8 protein-coding genes and 1 pseudogene are annotated in these 14,184 nt (G+C 66.7%); 4 read left to right on the top strand and 5 right to left on the bottom strand.

Annotated features, from left to right (window positions below; all coding sequences use genetic code 11):
• The first annotated feature begins 9 nt into the window (after positions 1 to 9).
• Positions 10 to 1,827: a S8 family peptidase gene (locus IFT58_RS15110; protein ID WP_192095825.1), complete on the top strand. Its 1,818-nt coding sequence runs from the start codon at positions 10 to 12 to the stop codon at positions 1,825 to 1,827.
• Between the two features lie 48 nt (positions 1,828 to 1,875).
• Here IFT58_RS15110 and IFT58_RS15105 read toward each other — a convergent pair whose 3' ends face one another.
• Positions 1,876 to 2,868, bottom strand: coding sequence for an alpha/beta hydrolase (locus IFT58_RS15105; protein ID WP_192095823.1), 993 nt, complete (start codon positions 2,866 to 2,868; stop codon positions 1,876 to 1,878).
• Positions 2,869 to 2,977: 109 nt separating this feature from the next.
• Positions 2,978 to 4,360: an L-serine ammonia-lyase gene (locus IFT58_RS15100; RefSeq protein WP_188324661.1), complete on the bottom strand. Its 1,383-nt coding sequence runs from the start codon at positions 4,358 to 4,360 to the stop codon at positions 2,978 to 2,980.
• Between the two features lie 97 nt (positions 4,361 to 4,457).
• Here IFT58_RS15100 and IFT58_RS15095 point away from each other — a divergent pair, with 97 nt between their 5' ends.
• The gene (locus tag IFT58_RS15095; protein WP_192095821.1) at positions 4,458 to 4,685 is read left to right on the top strand and encodes a glutaredoxin family protein; all 228 of its coding nucleotides are present in this window, start codon (positions 4,458 to 4,460) and stop codon (positions 4,683 to 4,685) included.
• Between the two features lie 64 nt (positions 4,686 to 4,749).
• Here IFT58_RS15095 and IFT58_RS15090 read toward each other — a convergent pair whose 3' ends face one another.
• The 3 genes and pseudogenes from IFT58_RS15090 to IFT58_RS15080 form a co-directional block, all read right to left on the bottom strand.
• Positions 4,750 to 5,316, bottom strand: a complete 567-nt coding sequence (locus tag IFT58_RS15090; RefSeq protein ID WP_188324659.1) for a YceI family protein — start codon at positions 5,314 to 5,316, stop codon at positions 4,750 to 4,752.
• A 3-nt stretch (positions 5,317 to 5,319) separates the two neighbouring features.
• Entirely contained in the window at positions 5,320 to 5,889 is a 570-nt protein-coding gene (locus IFT58_RS15085; protein WP_192080221.1) for a cytochrome b, read from the bottom strand.
• Positions 5,886 to 6,479 (bottom strand): annotated as a pseudogene (locus IFT58_RS15080) (YceI family protein); the annotation flags it as partial. The pseudogene IFT58_RS15080 and the gene IFT58_RS15085, both read right to left, overlap by 4 nt.
• Before the next feature lie 277 nt (positions 6,480 to 6,756).
• On the opposite strand from IFT58_RS15080, the gene IFT58_RS15075 reads away from it, so the two are divergent.
• Both IFT58_RS15075 and IFT58_RS15070 read left to right on the top strand, forming a co-directional pair.
• Positions 6,757 to 10,293 (top strand): ATP-binding protein, encoded by a 3,537-nt coding sequence (locus IFT58_RS15075; protein WP_249405722.1) that lies wholly within the window; start codon positions 6,757 to 6,759, stop codon positions 10,291 to 10,293.
• 163 nt (positions 10,294 to 10,456) lie between these two features.
• Positions 10,457 to 13,981: an ATP-binding protein gene (locus tag IFT58_RS15070; RefSeq protein ID WP_192095816.1), complete on the top strand. Its 3,525-nt coding sequence runs from the start codon at positions 10,457 to 10,459 to the stop codon at positions 13,979 to 13,981.
• The last annotated feature ends 203 nt before the right edge of the window (positions 13,982 to 14,184 follow it).

Here is a 14,184-nt window from a genome sequence, read left to right as displayed (position 1 = left end):
GGATAGAACATGATGAATAAAAAAGTGTCTCTCTGCTCCTGCGCACTTGCCGCAGCTATTGCCCTGGGTACGCTGGCCGGCCCCGCGATGGCGGCCGATCTCACGATCGGCCGTAAGGTCCAGCCACTGCGACAACTGCCGCCACGGCAGGCATCCACCCAGCTGATCGTCAAATACAAGCCCGGCAGTGCCCCTGCACGCGACCGCGGCCGCGTACAGACGAGCCTGATGGCCGCTGCAAGTCGTGGGCTTGGTGCATCCACGGCACGGTCGATGTCCACGCTGCGCAGTCTGCGCCGAAGCGCCACTGGTGCGGACATCATCAGCGCTGGACGTGTCCTTCGGTCAGAACAGACCCTGGCGTTGCTTGAACAACTGCGCAAGGATCCCGACGTGCTGTACGCGCAGCTGGATACGTGGAAGTACGCCCTGGATCTGATGCCCAACGATCCACAGCTGCCCATCTACCAGTGGGACCTGCTCAATACGGTAGGGGGTATCTACGGACCCAAGGCGTGGGGAGACAGCACCGGCGAAGGCGTGGTGGTTGCCGTGCTCGATACGGGCTCGACGCCGCATGTCGACCTGAAAGACAACCTGATTCCTGGCTACGACTTCATTTCTTTGTATGGTCAATCAGCCGATGATCCCGACGTTGCTGGTGACGGTGATGGCCGTGATCCCGATGCGACCGACCCGGGTGACTGGTGTGGCGATTCCTCGCCCAGCAGTTGGCACGGTACGCATGTTGCCGGCACGGTAGCGGCCATGACCAACAATGGCCTGGGTGTGGCAGGCACGGCATGGGGCGCGAAAGTGCAACCCGTCCGCGTGTTGGGGCACTGCGGTGGCTTGACGTCGGATATCGCCGACGCCATCGTCTGGGCGGCAGGTGGCCATGTCGAAGGGATTCCCGACAATCCCACGCCGGCCGATGTGATCAACATGAGTCTGGGTAGCAGCGGCAGCTGCGCTGAAGATTCCGCAACGCAGGAAGCGATTGATCTGGCCGTCAAGCGCGGCACCACGGTGGTCGTGGCCGCCGGAAACCAGGCAGCAAACGCGGCGTTTTACAGCCCGGCCAGTTGCCGCAATGTGATCACCGTAGGTGCGACCGGCATCGACGGCGCCATGGCCAGCTATTCCAACTATGGGCCGCTGGTGGATGTGGCCGCGCCCGGCGGAGATACAAGCTCCTCAGGCGACATCTCGCAGGGAATGATCTGGTCCACCGGCAATGACGGCGCCACGGTGGCGGGAAGAGACATCCTTGTCGGCCTGATGGGTACGTCGATGGCATCCCCCCATGTCGCCGGCATCGTCGCCCTCATGCAGTCTGCTGCAGTCGCGGCGGGTCGGGGGGCGTTGACGCCGGATCAGGTGAAGCAGCTGCTGGTCCAATCAGTCCGTCCGTTCCCCTTGCAACCCCCTGCTGACCGTCCCATCGGTGCTGGGTTGGTCGACGCCGCACGTGCGGTGCAGTTGGCACTGGGTAACCCCTTGCCGGAACTGCCGATCCCGGAGCTGTCCAGTGGTGTCGTGCTGGGTGGGGTCAACGGCGCTGCGGGACAGTCCAGCCTTTACATGCTGGACGTGCCGGAGGGCACGAAGAGTCTGAACCTGCGCACCGTCGGCGGCCGCGGCGATGTCAGCCTGTACGCCTCGGAAGGTGTCAAGCCGGACGCCGACACTGCACAGTACCGTTCCACGCGTCCAGGCAACGCGGAGGTCATCATCGTGAACAATCCGCGTCCCGGAACATGGTATCTGCGCGTAGTGGGCGAGACGGCCTTCAACGAGGTGGGTGTGCTGGCAATCAAGCGCTGAACCAACCTGCCGGTATGGGGCCCACGGTATGTGCGCCCCGTATCCCTGCTAGTGCTGGTCGTCCAGTGCACGCATAAGCGCAGCATTGAAGCGCGCCGGATCCTGCACCTGTGGCGAATGCCCCAGATCGGCGAATTCCACCAGCTGTGCACCGGGTATGGCCGCTGCGGCGGCCTTGCCCAACAGCGGGTAATTGCCCAGCTTGGCCTTGAGCGCAGGGGGCGCCTGGTCGCGACCGATCGCGGTCCGATCCTTCTGGCCGATGTACAGCGTGGTCGGCACGCGGATGTTCTTCAGTTCGTACACCACCGGCTGGTTGAACACCATGTCCGAGGTCAGCGCCTGGCTCCAGGCCACCGCCTCTTTGCCTGCGCCGGCGTACATGCCGGCCTGCATGCGCGCCCAGTGTTCGAACGAGGGTTGCCAGTCGCCGCTGTAGTAAACGTCCAGCTGGTACTTCTTGATCGAATCGAAGGTTGTCTTCAACTCGTTGGAATACCACGCATCGACACTGCGCCACGGCACGCCGAGGGCTTTCCAGTCTTCCAGTCCGATCGGATTGACCAGTGACAGCGACTGGGTGGCCTGCGGATACAGCAGCGCATAGCGCGCGGCCAGCATGCCGCCCATCGAATGGCCGACGATATGCGCCCGCTGCACGCCCAGCTGCTCAAGCAGGGCATGGGTGTTGGCCGCCAATTGGCCGAACGAATACTGGTAGCCGGCAGGCTTGCTGGACCGGCAGAAGCCGATCTGGTCCGGTGCGATGACCCGGTATCCGGCATCAAGCAACGGCTTGATGGTCTCCTGCCACGTGGCGGCGCAGAAGTTCTTCCCATGCAGCAGCACCACGGTGCCAATCGGTGACCGCGCTGGAGCGACGTCCAGGTAAGCCATCTCCAGCGACTGGCGCTGGGATTCCAATGCGAACGTCTTTACCGGATAGGGGTAATCAAACCCCTCCAGGCGGGGGCCGTAGACATCCGCGGCAGTAGCAGCGACAGGACAGCAAGCGATCAGGGCGGCGGCCAGCAGGCGCATGGCGGTCTCCATGGAAGGGGAGGCCGAGCATACCGCAGCGCCAAACATCACCTTGTCGAACCATCGCATCCATCCGGTAGCGCCGAGCCGCGCTCGGCACCACCCGCCGTCAGCACTCGATGACGTTGACCGCCAAGCCGCCGCGGCTGGTTTCCTTGTACTTGTCCTGCATGTCGCGGCCGGTATCGCGCATGGTCTTGATGACCTTGTCCAGCGACACCTTGTGCTTGCCGTCGCCGCGCATCGCCATGCGTGAGGCGTTGATCGCCTTCACCGCCCCCATCGCATTGCGTTCGATGCAGGGGATCTGAACCAGTCCGCCAATCGGGTCACAGGTCAATCCGAGGTTGTGCTCCATGCCGATTTCCGCGGCATTTTCGATCTGGCTGGGACTGCCGCCCAACGCCGCGACCAGCCCGCCGGCCGCCATCGAGCACGCCACCCCGACTTCCCCCTGGCAACCCACTTCGGCGCCGGAGATCGAGGCGTTTTCCTTGTACAGGATGCCGATCGCCGCCGACGTCAGCAGGAAGTCGAAGATGCGCTGTTCATTGGCGCCCGGGCAGAAGCGATCGAAGTAATGCAGCACCGATGGTAGGACACCCGCCGCGCCATTGGTCGGTGCCGTGACCACGCGACCGCCCGCGGCGTTCTCTTCGTTCACCGCCAAGGCGTACAGATTCACCCAGTCCAGCGTGGTCAGCGGGTCACGCATCGCTGCTTCGGGTTTCGATGACAGCTCGCGATACAGCGCCGGTGCGCGTCGGCCCACCTTCAGTCCCCCCGGCAGCACGCCCTCCTGACGGATGCCGCGTGCCACGCATGCCTGCATGGCCGACCAGATCTCGCGCAACAGTTCGCGGATCTCGTCCTCGCTGCGCCAGGATTTCTCATTCTCGAACATCAACTGGGCGATGCTCAGCCCACTGCGCGCGGTCTGCGCCAATAGTTCGTCGCCGCTCTTGAAGGGGTAGGGCAGCGGGGTCTCATCGGGCACGATGCGATCATCGGCGGCATCGTCCTGGTTGACCACGAAGCCGCCGCCGACGGAATAATAATCGCGCGTGGCGATCACCTCGTCGTTCGCATCGAAGGCGGTGAAGCGCATGCCGTTGGTGTGATAGGGCAGCTTCTGCCGCTTGTTCAGTCCCAGATCGCGTTTTTCATCGAACACGATCTCGTGCTGACCCATCAGGTTGAGCCGCTTGCTGGTCCGGATGCGCTCCAGCGTCGCCGGGATGATGTCCGGATCGATCAGGTTGGGGCGCTGTCCTTCCAGTCCCAGCAGCACGGCTTTGTCCGTGCCGTGGCCGCGCCCGGTCAGCGCGAGTGATCCGTAGACGTCCGCACGGATGCGCACCACATCCTGCAGTCTGCCCGGATCCAGCAGCCAGCGATGCACGAACCGTTCGGCCGCCTTCATGGGCCCTACGGTGTGCGAAGAGCTCGGGCCAATGCCGATCTTGAATACGTCGAACGTGCTGACTGCCATGGATGCCGTGCTGCAGGTACCGGGAAAGCCGCTATTCTAGCGGTTGACGCGGCGGTTCCTTGGCTGCGGCGCAGCAAACCCCTACGGAGCGGGCCCGGTGTTCATCCTGTACCAGCGTGACGACTGCCATCTGTGTGACTTGGCGCTGGCTGTGCTGGCGCAGGCACGGGTGCCCCGGCTCGAGTCGGTATTCATCGACGCAGATCCCGAACTTGAAACACGCTATGGCGCGCGGGTGCCTGTGCTGCGGGACAGCGCCGGCAGACGCGAGCTGGACTGGCCGTTTGATGCGGCCACACTCGCGGGATGGCTGCGGGCCGGGTAGCTAGTGCCGCGCCATGCGCGGCGGACGCCGGATGTCCGGACGCCCGCAGCCTGATGGCAGGGTGTCACTTGGCCTTGAAGTTGACCACGGTGCTGATCGCGGTCTCATCCGGGATTGTCTTGGTATCGGCCCAGTCACCGCCGCCGACGCCGAATTCCAGTCGCTTGACGCTCGCCTGACCCTTCAGGACCGGCTGTGTGCCCGGCGTCCAGGTGAACGTCAGGGTGACCGGCTTGCTGACGCCGCGCAGTTCCAGCGTGCCGTCCGCCGCGTATTTGTCGTTGCCCAGTGCGCGGAAGCCGCTGGCGCGGTAATGCGCGGTGGCGAACTTGCCCACATCGAAGAAATCCGCTCCCTGCAGCGTGGAGTCGCGGTCGGCGTTGCCGCTCTTCGCGCCTGCCAGCGGGATCGTCACATCCAGCTTGCCGGCAGCCAGATTGGCCGGGTCGAAGCTGAGCTGCGTGGTGAAGCCCGGGAAGGTGCCGGCGAAGACTTCGCCGTCGTACTTGGTCGCGAAGGCAAGGGTGGAACCGGGTGCCTGCACGTAGTCGGCGGCGATGGCCGGGGAGGCGGCAAGCAGGCCCGCCAGGGCGGCAGCAACGGCTGTCGGGGAGGTCAGTTTGATGGTCATCGTTCAATCCTTCTGGGGAGAGGAGATCCAGCCGCGCGGAAGCATCCGCACCAAGGTGGCATCACGCTGGAAAACGTGGTGGTAGAGCGCGGCACCGGCATGCGCGGCGACGACGGCCACCAGCAGCCAGAAGCCGTATTCGTGGATCGCATGGGAAATGGACACGGTCTGCGGATCCGGCGCGACCAGCTTGGGTACGTCGACCAGACCAAACCAGCGGAACGGCCGCAGGCCACTGGCCGAGTCGTAGATCCAGCCGGACAGCGGGATGCCGAACATCAGCACGTAGAGCAAGGCGTGGGTCACGCTCGCGATGCGCTCCTGCCAGGTCGGCGTGCCAGGCACCGCGGGCGGCGCACCGGCATACAGACGCCAGCCCAAGCGCAGCACGACCAGCGTCAGCACGGTGATGCCCAGCGACTTGTGGGCGGTGTACACCCAGAAGTACTTCGGCGTCTTCGGCAGTTCGCCCATGGTCAGGCCGACGATGCCCAGGGTGAGGATCAGCAGTGCGATCAGCCAGTGCAGGGTCTGGCTGACGCCACCCCAGCGCTGGGTATTGGGACGGCTCATGGCAGGTTCCTGGGCGCCGGCGTGGCGTCGATCGGGGGTTTGGACCCGGACGGCGGTGCCGTGTCGGGGGCGTCATCGTCCCCCTTGCGGTCGCGCACGGCTTCCACTTCCAGGCGGAGCTGCACGTCATCGCCGATCACGCTCGACCACGCGGTGATGCCGAAGTCACGGCGGCTCAGCGTGGCGGTGGCGGAAAAGCCGGCAGTGCGGCGGAAGGGCGGCAGCGGGTGGCGCTTGAGCGCATTGAGGGTGACGTCCAGCGTAACGGGACGCGTCACGCCGCGCAGGGTCAGATCCCCCAACACGCGGGCGTGCGTTTCGTCGATGGGCTGTACGGAGGTCGACACGAAGCGGGCTTCCGGGAAACGCTCGCCATCAAGCAGGTTGCGCGCCAGGACGGCCTGGTTCCACTTGCTGTCCCCCAGGTCCAGGTGCGCGATGGGAACGCGCACGTCCAACCGCGCGGCTGCCCAGTCGTCCGGGCTGAAATACAGTTCGCCCTCGCTGCCGGACACGGTACCCAAGGCATTCGAAAAGCCTGCGTGCTTGATGGCGAACAGCACCCGGGTGTGGACCGGATCGAGGCGATAGAGCGTATCGGCTGCCACAGCCAGGCCGGGCAGGGCGGACAACAACAGGCTGAGGGTAAGACGTAGCAGCACGCGTGCAGCTCCTGCAGGGGACGCAGCGATCATACCCACCCCGCTGGCTTCGCGAGCAGCCACATGGCTGCAACAGTTCATGGTGCGGATGGCACCGTGCCTGCCAGCGCGTGTCGTCGCTGGCCTGCGGAGCAGCCTGCCGCACGCCGCTTCGTCAAGGCTGTGTGACAATCGCTTTATCCAGGGAAGTGGAATGGCGAAGGGCATGCGTCAAGGACAGAGGGTGGTGCTGTTGCTGCTGGTGCTGCTCACCAGCCTGCTGCTGCCAGCAGCGCAGGCGGCACCCGCCGGCGCGGAGACGCCCCGCCTGCGTCGCATCGGTACGGCCGAAGGGCTCCCGTCGCGGATGGTGACGGCGCTGGCCGAGGATGCGCAGGGTTATCTGTGGGCCGCGACCGACGGTGGGCTGGCCCGCTATGACGGGGTTTCCCTGCAGACCTGGCGGAACGACCCGCTGCAGGAAGGCTCGTTGCCCGGCAATGAGATCGAGACGATGCTGGTCGACGGCCGTGATCGCCTGTGGCTGGGCATCAACGGGGTGGGCCTGGTGCGCATGGGGCCCGAGCGGCAAGCCTTCGAGGTCATCAACGACATCAGTGCGGCCTGCGAAGGTCAGTTCTGGACACTGGCCGACGCCGAGAATGCGCTGTGGGTGGGTACCAGTGCCTTCGGCCTGTGCCGTCGCGACGAAACGGGGCAACTGCGCCGGTTCCGGCATGATCCGACCGACCCGCACAGTCTGCCGAGCGACACGATCTTTTCCAGCGTGGTCGACGAGCGCGGACGTCTGTGGTTGGGGACCGAGCAGGGCGTAGCGCGTTGGAATGGCAGCGGGTTTGATCGTGTCGGCGCGGATGTCCTGGGCGATGTGTCGGTGGTGCGGCTCAGCCGCGGTGAAGCCGGCAGCGTCCTGGTGGGTACCCAGGGCGATGGTGCGTTCGTGATCGGCGCCGACGACCGGGCGCAGCGACCAGGCTGGTCACAGGCCGCCACGCTGCGCGCGGCGCTGATGCTGCACGATCGCCAAGGCGGCTATTGGGTCGGCAGCTCCGAAGGGCTGCTGCGCGGTGATGACTGGCAGCTGCGGCGGCTCGAGCATGACAGTGGCAGCGGCTTCCTGACCGCGCACAGCGGTGTGCTGGACATGTTGCAGGATCATGAAGGCGGCATCTGGGTGGGATTGCTGACGCAGGGCCTGGCCTATCTTCCGCCGGACTGGAAGCGCTTCTCGACCTGGTTCCAGCTGGACGGCAGGCCGCTGGACAGCCAGTACCTGCTCAGTGTGGCCAGCGATGGCACCGACTTCTTCGTGGGCGCCGCGCACGGGGTGTATCGGCTCGATGCCGGGGGCACGCTGTCGTTGCTGGTGAGCGATGAGCAGATCGGCAGTGGCGCGATATGGTCACTGCTGCCGCGACCGGACGGATCGTTGTGGCTGGGGCGGGCCGGCCGGATCACCGTGTTCGATCCCAAGCGCCGGACGCATCGCGATTGGCTGATCCAGGGCGGTGCCGATCTGCGCCAGCGGATTGACCTGATGCGGCAGGCACCGGATGGCACGGTGTGGTTGTCGGTGATGAATCACGGCCTGCAGCAGCGCGACGCGCAGGGACGCGTGCTGCGCGATTTCCCTCGCGCGACGTTGCCCGGCCGCAGTCAGGCGCCGGTGGAGCAGTTGCGTTTCGACCCGCAGGGCCAGCTGTGGGTGGTGGGCGACATGGGCGTGCTGCGCTTCCAGGACGACCGCTTCATCGCCATCCCGGGCGTCTCGCGCGGCACCATCTTCGACTTGGCCTGGGCCGGCCCGCGTAGCCTGTGGCTGGCGCGCCAGGGGGCGTTTGAACGCTACGAGTGGGATGGAAAGAGCCTGACGCTGCGTGAGCAGGTCGGCGCAGCAGAAGGCGTGCTGCCGGTCTCCATCGGCGGCCTGGTGATCGGTGCGACGGGGCAGCTGTGGGCGACCAGCCCGCGCGGACTGATGCGCTGGGATACCGGCAAGCGCCAACTGCGCATCTACAGTGAGCGCGATGGCCTGCCGGACGCGGAGTTCACCGGCCGCCCGCCGGCCCAGGACGCTGCCGGCCGTGTGCTGGCGGTGTCGCAGACCGGTCTGGTCGGGTTTGATCCGGATACGGCCGACGCGCCGCTGCCCTCTTCGCAGCTGGTCATCGCCTCGGTGCGCGTGCGCCGCGACGATGGCGAGGGCTGGCAGGAGGTCACCGCCCGCTCGCCCATCACGCTGGGGCCGGACGACCGTGATCTGCAGATCAACGCGCGGCTGCTGTCCTTCGCCAATCCACGCAGCAATGCCTATCGATTCCGCGTGCAGGGCTATGACCTCAACTGGGTCACTGCCGCCGATGGCGAGCGTACGCTCTCGCGGCTGCCGTCCGGCGCGTTCGAGATCGAGATCCAGGCGCGACACGCGGGCGGCGACTGGACGCCTGTGCAGGCACTGCAGGTGCAGGTGCTGCCGCCCTGGTGGCGAAGCGGTGTCGCACTGCTGGCCTACGGCGTGGGTGGGACCCTGCTGGTCGCTGGCGTGGCGTGGTACGTGCGCCTGCGCCTGCGCCGGCGACAGCAATGGCAGTTGAGCCTGCACAAGCAACATCTGGCCGAGCAGGCCTCGCAGGCGAAGAGCCATTTCCTGGCAACGCTGGGGCACGAGGTCCGCACGCCGATGACCGGCGTGCTGGGCATGAGCGAGCTGTTGCTGGACACGGGGCTGGATGACCAGCAGCGCAGCTACGCCGGCGCCATCCACCAGGCCGGCACCCATCTGCTGCGGCTGGTCAACGATGCGCTGGACATGGCGCGGATCGAGGCCGGTCGGCTGGAACTGGACATCCGCCCGTTCGCGCTGGATGCCTTGTTCGACCAGGTGCAGGCCTTGATGGAGCCCATCGCGCGCCAGCGTGGGCTGGCCTTCCGCCGCGAGATGGCGTTTACCGGTCCGATATCGGTCAGCGGCGATGAGATGCGGGTGCGGCAGGTGCTGATGAACCTGCTCGGCAATGCGATCAAGTTCACCGAGCGCGGCCACGTCGGGGTATCCGTCTGTCCCGGCGGCGACGGCGTGGGCCTTCGGTTCGAGGTGGAGGACTCCGGCCCGGGCATTGCCGTCGAGCAGCAGGCGCGCTTGTTCGAGCGATTCGAACAGGCCGACGGTCCGCGGACAGCGTCGCGCTACGGGGGATCCGGCCTGGGTCTGGCGATCAGCCAGGAGCTTGCCGTGGCGATGGGTGGCACCATCGACGTGGACAGCCTGCCGGGGCAAGGGGCGCGTTTCAGCGTGCTGCTGCCGCTGCCGTGGCATCCGGAAGACGTGGCGCCCGTGCCCGAGGCGCAGCCCTCGCCCGACGTGCTGCCGTCCCTGCGGATCCTGCTGGTCGAAGACGACCCGACGGTCGCTAGTGTGATCCAGGGTCTGCTGAGCGCACGTGGGCATGAGGTCGAACACGCGCTGCATGGACTGGCGGCGCTGTCGGCGGCGGCGACGTCGTCCTTCGAAGTGGGGCTGCTCGACCTGGACCTGCCGGCCCTTGACGGGCTGGGGCTGGCACGTCAGCTGCGGGCGATGGGTCATCGGTTCCCGTTGATCGCGGTGACCGCCCGTTCGGACAGTTACGCCGAAGCGGAGGTGCTGGACGCCGGATTCGATGGCTTCCTGCGCAAGCCGGTGACGGGCGACCTGCTGGTCGGGGCGATTGCCCGCGCGCGCCTGCGTCGCGCCCTCCCGTGACGCAGGTGGCACGGAGTTCACGCTTCGGCGGTTCCACGTCGTGAAGACCGCCACCTTCGGTTTACCATGCCATCCAAGCCATCAGCCGTCGCGGGCACCGCAGGCATGAGGTGTCCATCCCTGCTGCGCAGGGGCCAGTGGCAACGGGGAGCAGGCAGGGGCAATGCGTTTGCGTAGGACGTTGGCACTATTGCTGTCGGCATGGCTGGCTCTGTTGCCGGCCAGCGCGCAGCCGGTTCCGCCGACGCCGCGGCAGCTGACCGTGTTCGATGGCCTGCCGTCCAACACCGTCAACCGGATGGCGGAAGACCGTCTGGGCTATCTGTGGATCGCCACGAACGACGGGCTCGCCCGCTTCGATGGCCGCAGCTACCGGATCTGGCGGGCCGAAGACGGGCTACGCGACAACCGCATCTGGACGGTGCTTGCCGATGCACGCAACCAGCTCTGGATAGGGACTGAAAACGCAGGTCTGGTACGGCTGTCCGCTGATCGGCGGGTCATGCGTTTCTATGACCGTGACAGCCAGCCGCTGCTGGCCAGCAACACCGTGTGGAGCGTGGCGGCCACGCCGGACGGGGCGATCTGGTTCGGCACCTACGAAGGCGGCCTGTACCGCATCGATGCCGACGACACCCTGCAGCGCTTCCTGCCGGAAGAGGGCAACGACCGCAGCCTGCCGTCCAACAGCGTGCCCTTCCTGGCGACACTGCCCGACGGCAGTCTGTGGGTGGGCACCAAGCGCGGCCTGGCGAGATGGACGGGACACGATTTCGAACGCGCGCCGGACAGCGTGCTGGGCGATGCGATGATCAACGGCATGACCGCTGATGCCGATGGCAGTCTGTGGATCAACACGCTGGGCAGCGTGATCGTGCGTCACGCCGATGGTCGCTTCGAGCCGGCGCCGTGGCCGGTGCCCGCTGGCGACCAGGTGCTGGGCATGATGCTGCACGATGAGCAGGGCGGCTATTGGCTGGATACCCGGTCGGGTCTCGGACGGGGGGTGGCAGGGCGCTTCCAACAGGTGCCGTTGTACAGCGCGCTGGCACGGGGGCGGGTGCGTCCGAACTGGAGCGGGGCCTTCCAGGACCGGGAAGGCGGCATCTGGCTGGCCAGCCTCAACGCCGGCTTGTGGCACCTGCTGCCACGCTGGTGGCAGTTCTCGGTGCTGTCCCGCCTTGAAGATGATCCTGCGTCATTGCGCAACGCCTTCGTGCTCGGCACTGCCGCTGCCGCGGACGGCAGTGTCTGGACCGTGGGTGGCCACGGTGCACTGGACAAGCTGGACCCGGCCACGGGCAAGGTGGAACAGCACCTGACCTGGGTGAATGGCAACCACTGGCTGATGTCTGTCGCCGAGGATGATCAGGGCAACGTGTGGACAGGCTCCATGGACGCACTGGCGCGCTATGAACCTGGCAGCCGACGCGTGCGCCGCTGGGGCCGCGATGACGGAGCCGACTCGGTGATGGAAGGCAATGTCCAGGATATCGCGGTATGTGGCGGGCTGGTGTGGACGATGTCGCCGACCGGTGTGCAGGCACGTGATCTGCAGGGGCGCGTGCAGGTGGGCGTGCCGCTGGGTGAGGGTGGCCTGCGCGCGGGGCAGCTGAACATCAGCCTGGAGTGTGGGCCGCGCGGGCAACCCTGGCTGGCTGGCAGCCAAGGGCTGCAGGAATGGGATCCGCACCTGCATGTGTTCGCCCTGGTCGACGGTGGTCCTGCGGGGGCGGTCCATGCAATGGCCTTTGCCAGTGGCGACCAGGTCTGGCTTTCGCAGGATGGGCGCTTGGTCCAGCACCGGTGGACGGGCAGCGCGCTGCAGCGGCACCGGGTGATCGGCGCGGTGCAGGGGTATCCGGCGCTCGCCGCCAACGGGTTGGCCGTGGACGAAACGGGCATCGTCTGGGCGAGCAGCCCACGCGGCATGCTGCGGGTGGATCCGCGCGTGCCCAGCGTGCGCCTGTATGGCGTGCATGATGGATTGCCCAGCCAGGAGTTCCGCGAGAACACCCTGGTGGCCAGCCGCAGTGGCCAGTTGCTGGCAGGTACGCCGGCAGGCGTGGTGCTGTTCGATCCACTCAAGGTGGGCCCGCCGACCCGGCAGGCACCGCTGGTGATCGAGCGTGTCGAAGTCAGCCGTGGCGACCGGACGGTCGAGCTGACCCACGCCACGCCGATGGTCATCGAAGATGGTGACCGCGACCTGCACATCGTGGCGCGCCTGCTGTCGTTCAGCGATGCGGCGTCCAACGTGTACCGGTATCGGTTGGGCGGCTACGATCCGGACTGGGTGGATGCCGGTGCGGGCGGCGAGCGCGTCTTTTCACGCCTGCCTCCCGGTCATTACGCGCTCGAGGTGCAGGCGCGCTCGGCCGACCACGTATGGTCCAAGGTGCAGACGCTGGAGTTCGACGTCTTGCCGCCGTGGTGGCGCAGCGTGACCGGTGTGTTGATGCTGATGGCACTGGGCCTGCTGTTGCTGAGCGGATTCGCCTGGCTGTACCGGCGACGTCTGCAACGCCGGCATGCCTACCAGATGGCGGTGCACAAGCAGGAGGTTGCCGAGCAGGCCTCGGCGGCCAAGACGCGCTTCCTGGCGAACCTGGGCCACGAAGTCCGCACGCCGATGACGGGTGTGCTTGGCATGACCGAACTGCTGCTGTCGTCGCCGCTGGACACGCGCCAGCGCAACCATGCCGAGTCCATCCGCAGTGCGGGCGAGCACCTGCTGTTGCTGGTGAACGATGCGCTGGACCTGGCGCGGATCGAGTCGGGGCGGTTGGAGCTGCAGTCGCAGCTATTCGATCTGAACCTGCTGCTTGCCGATGTCCAGGCGCTCACCGCGCCGCTGGCTCGGCAGAAGGGCGTGCAGTTCACGCTGCAGAATGAGCTGGCCGTCGGGCTGTGCGCGCAGGGCGATCCGCTGCGGGTGCGGCAGATCCTGCTCAACCTGCTGGGCAACGCGGTCAAGTTCACCCAGCGCGGCAGCATCATCCTGCGCGCACGCAGCGACACCGACGCACAGGGCCTGCACTTCGACGTGAGCGATACCGGGCCCGGCATCAGCAGCGAACTGCAGAAACGGTTGTTCCGCCGCTATGAGCAGGCTGACGGTGCACGCACCTCAGCGCAGTACGGCGGCAGCGGCCTGGGGCTGGCGATCAGTCGCGAGCTTGCGGTGGCGATGGGCGGTGACATTGCCGTACGCAGCCAGCTGGGCAACGGGACGTGCTTCAGCGTGGTGCTGCCCCTGCCGCTTCAGGATGGCAGGGGGCACGCCGATGGCGAGGGGCCGCACGCGGTGGCCGTACCGGCCGCGCCGCTGCGCATTCTGCTGGTGGAAGACGATCCCACCGTGGCCGAGGTCATCGCCGGCCTGCTGGCGGCCCGCGGGCACCAGGTGGTGCATGCCGAGCATGCGCTCGCGGCCTTGCGCGAAATGGCCGGCGACCGCTTCGACATCGGTCTGCTGGACCTCGATCTGCCCGGCCTGAGTGGCTTCGACCTGGCGTTGCACCTGCGCAACCAGGCCCACGACCTGCCCCTGCTGGCGGTCACCGCGCGCACCGATCCCGATCTCGCCGAGCAGGTGGCGGCGGCGGACATGCAGGGGTTCCTGCGCAAGCCGGTGACCGGCGAGCTGCTGGCCGAAGCCATCGCCCGCGCGCTGACCGCCCGCTAGCGCCGTCGACCGCTCCTGCCTTTTGGTAGAGCCGACTTCAGTCGGCTGCCCCTGCCTTTCGGTAGAGCCGACTTCAGTCGGCTGCATTGGTGGAGCAGCCGACTAAATTCGGCTCTACCAAGAGGCCCAACCCGTCGGCCCAATCGGACGGCCGAATCGGTCAGCCCAATCAGTCGGCCCAATCAGTCAGCCCAATCAGTCAG

Origin of the sequence: Stenotrophomonas sp. CFBP 13718 (genome assembly GCF_014842145.1) — a bacterium.
Taxonomy (GTDB): Bacteria; Pseudomonadota; Gammaproteobacteria; order Xanthomonadales; family Xanthomonadaceae; genus Stenotrophomonas.
Note: the sequence above shows the minus strand (reverse complement) of the source record. Positions and strands in the feature narration are given on the sequence as shown.

Bases quoted from the DNA above. Each gene is read 5' to 3' on its own strand.
- IFT58_RS15110 (WP_192095825.1), top strand. From the start codon at position 10: ATGATGAATAAAAAAGTGTCTCTCTGCTCCTGCGCACTTGCCGCAGCT.
- IFT58_RS15105 (WP_192095823.1), bottom strand. From the start codon at position 2,868: ATGCGCCTGCTGGCCGCCGCCCTGATCGCTTGCTGTCCTGTCGCTGCT.
- IFT58_RS15100 (WP_188324661.1), bottom strand. From the start codon at position 4,360: ATGGCAGTCAGCACGTTCGACGTATTCAAGATCGGCATTGGCCCGAGC.
- IFT58_RS15090 (WP_188324659.1), bottom strand. From the start codon at position 5,316: ATGACCATCAAACTGACCTCCCCGACAGCCGTTGCTGCCGCCCTGGCG.
- IFT58_RS15085 (WP_192080221.1), bottom strand. From the start codon at position 5,889: ATGAGCCGTCCCAATACCCAGCGCTGGGGTGGCGTCAGCCAGACCCTG.
- IFT58_RS15075 (WP_249405722.1), top strand. From the start codon at position 6,757: ATGCGTCAAGGACAGAGGGTGGTGCTGTTGCTGCTGGTGCTGCTCACC.
- IFT58_RS15070 (WP_192095816.1), top strand. From the start codon at position 10,457: ATGCGTTTGCGTAGGACGTTGGCACTATTGCTGTCGGCATGGCTGGCT.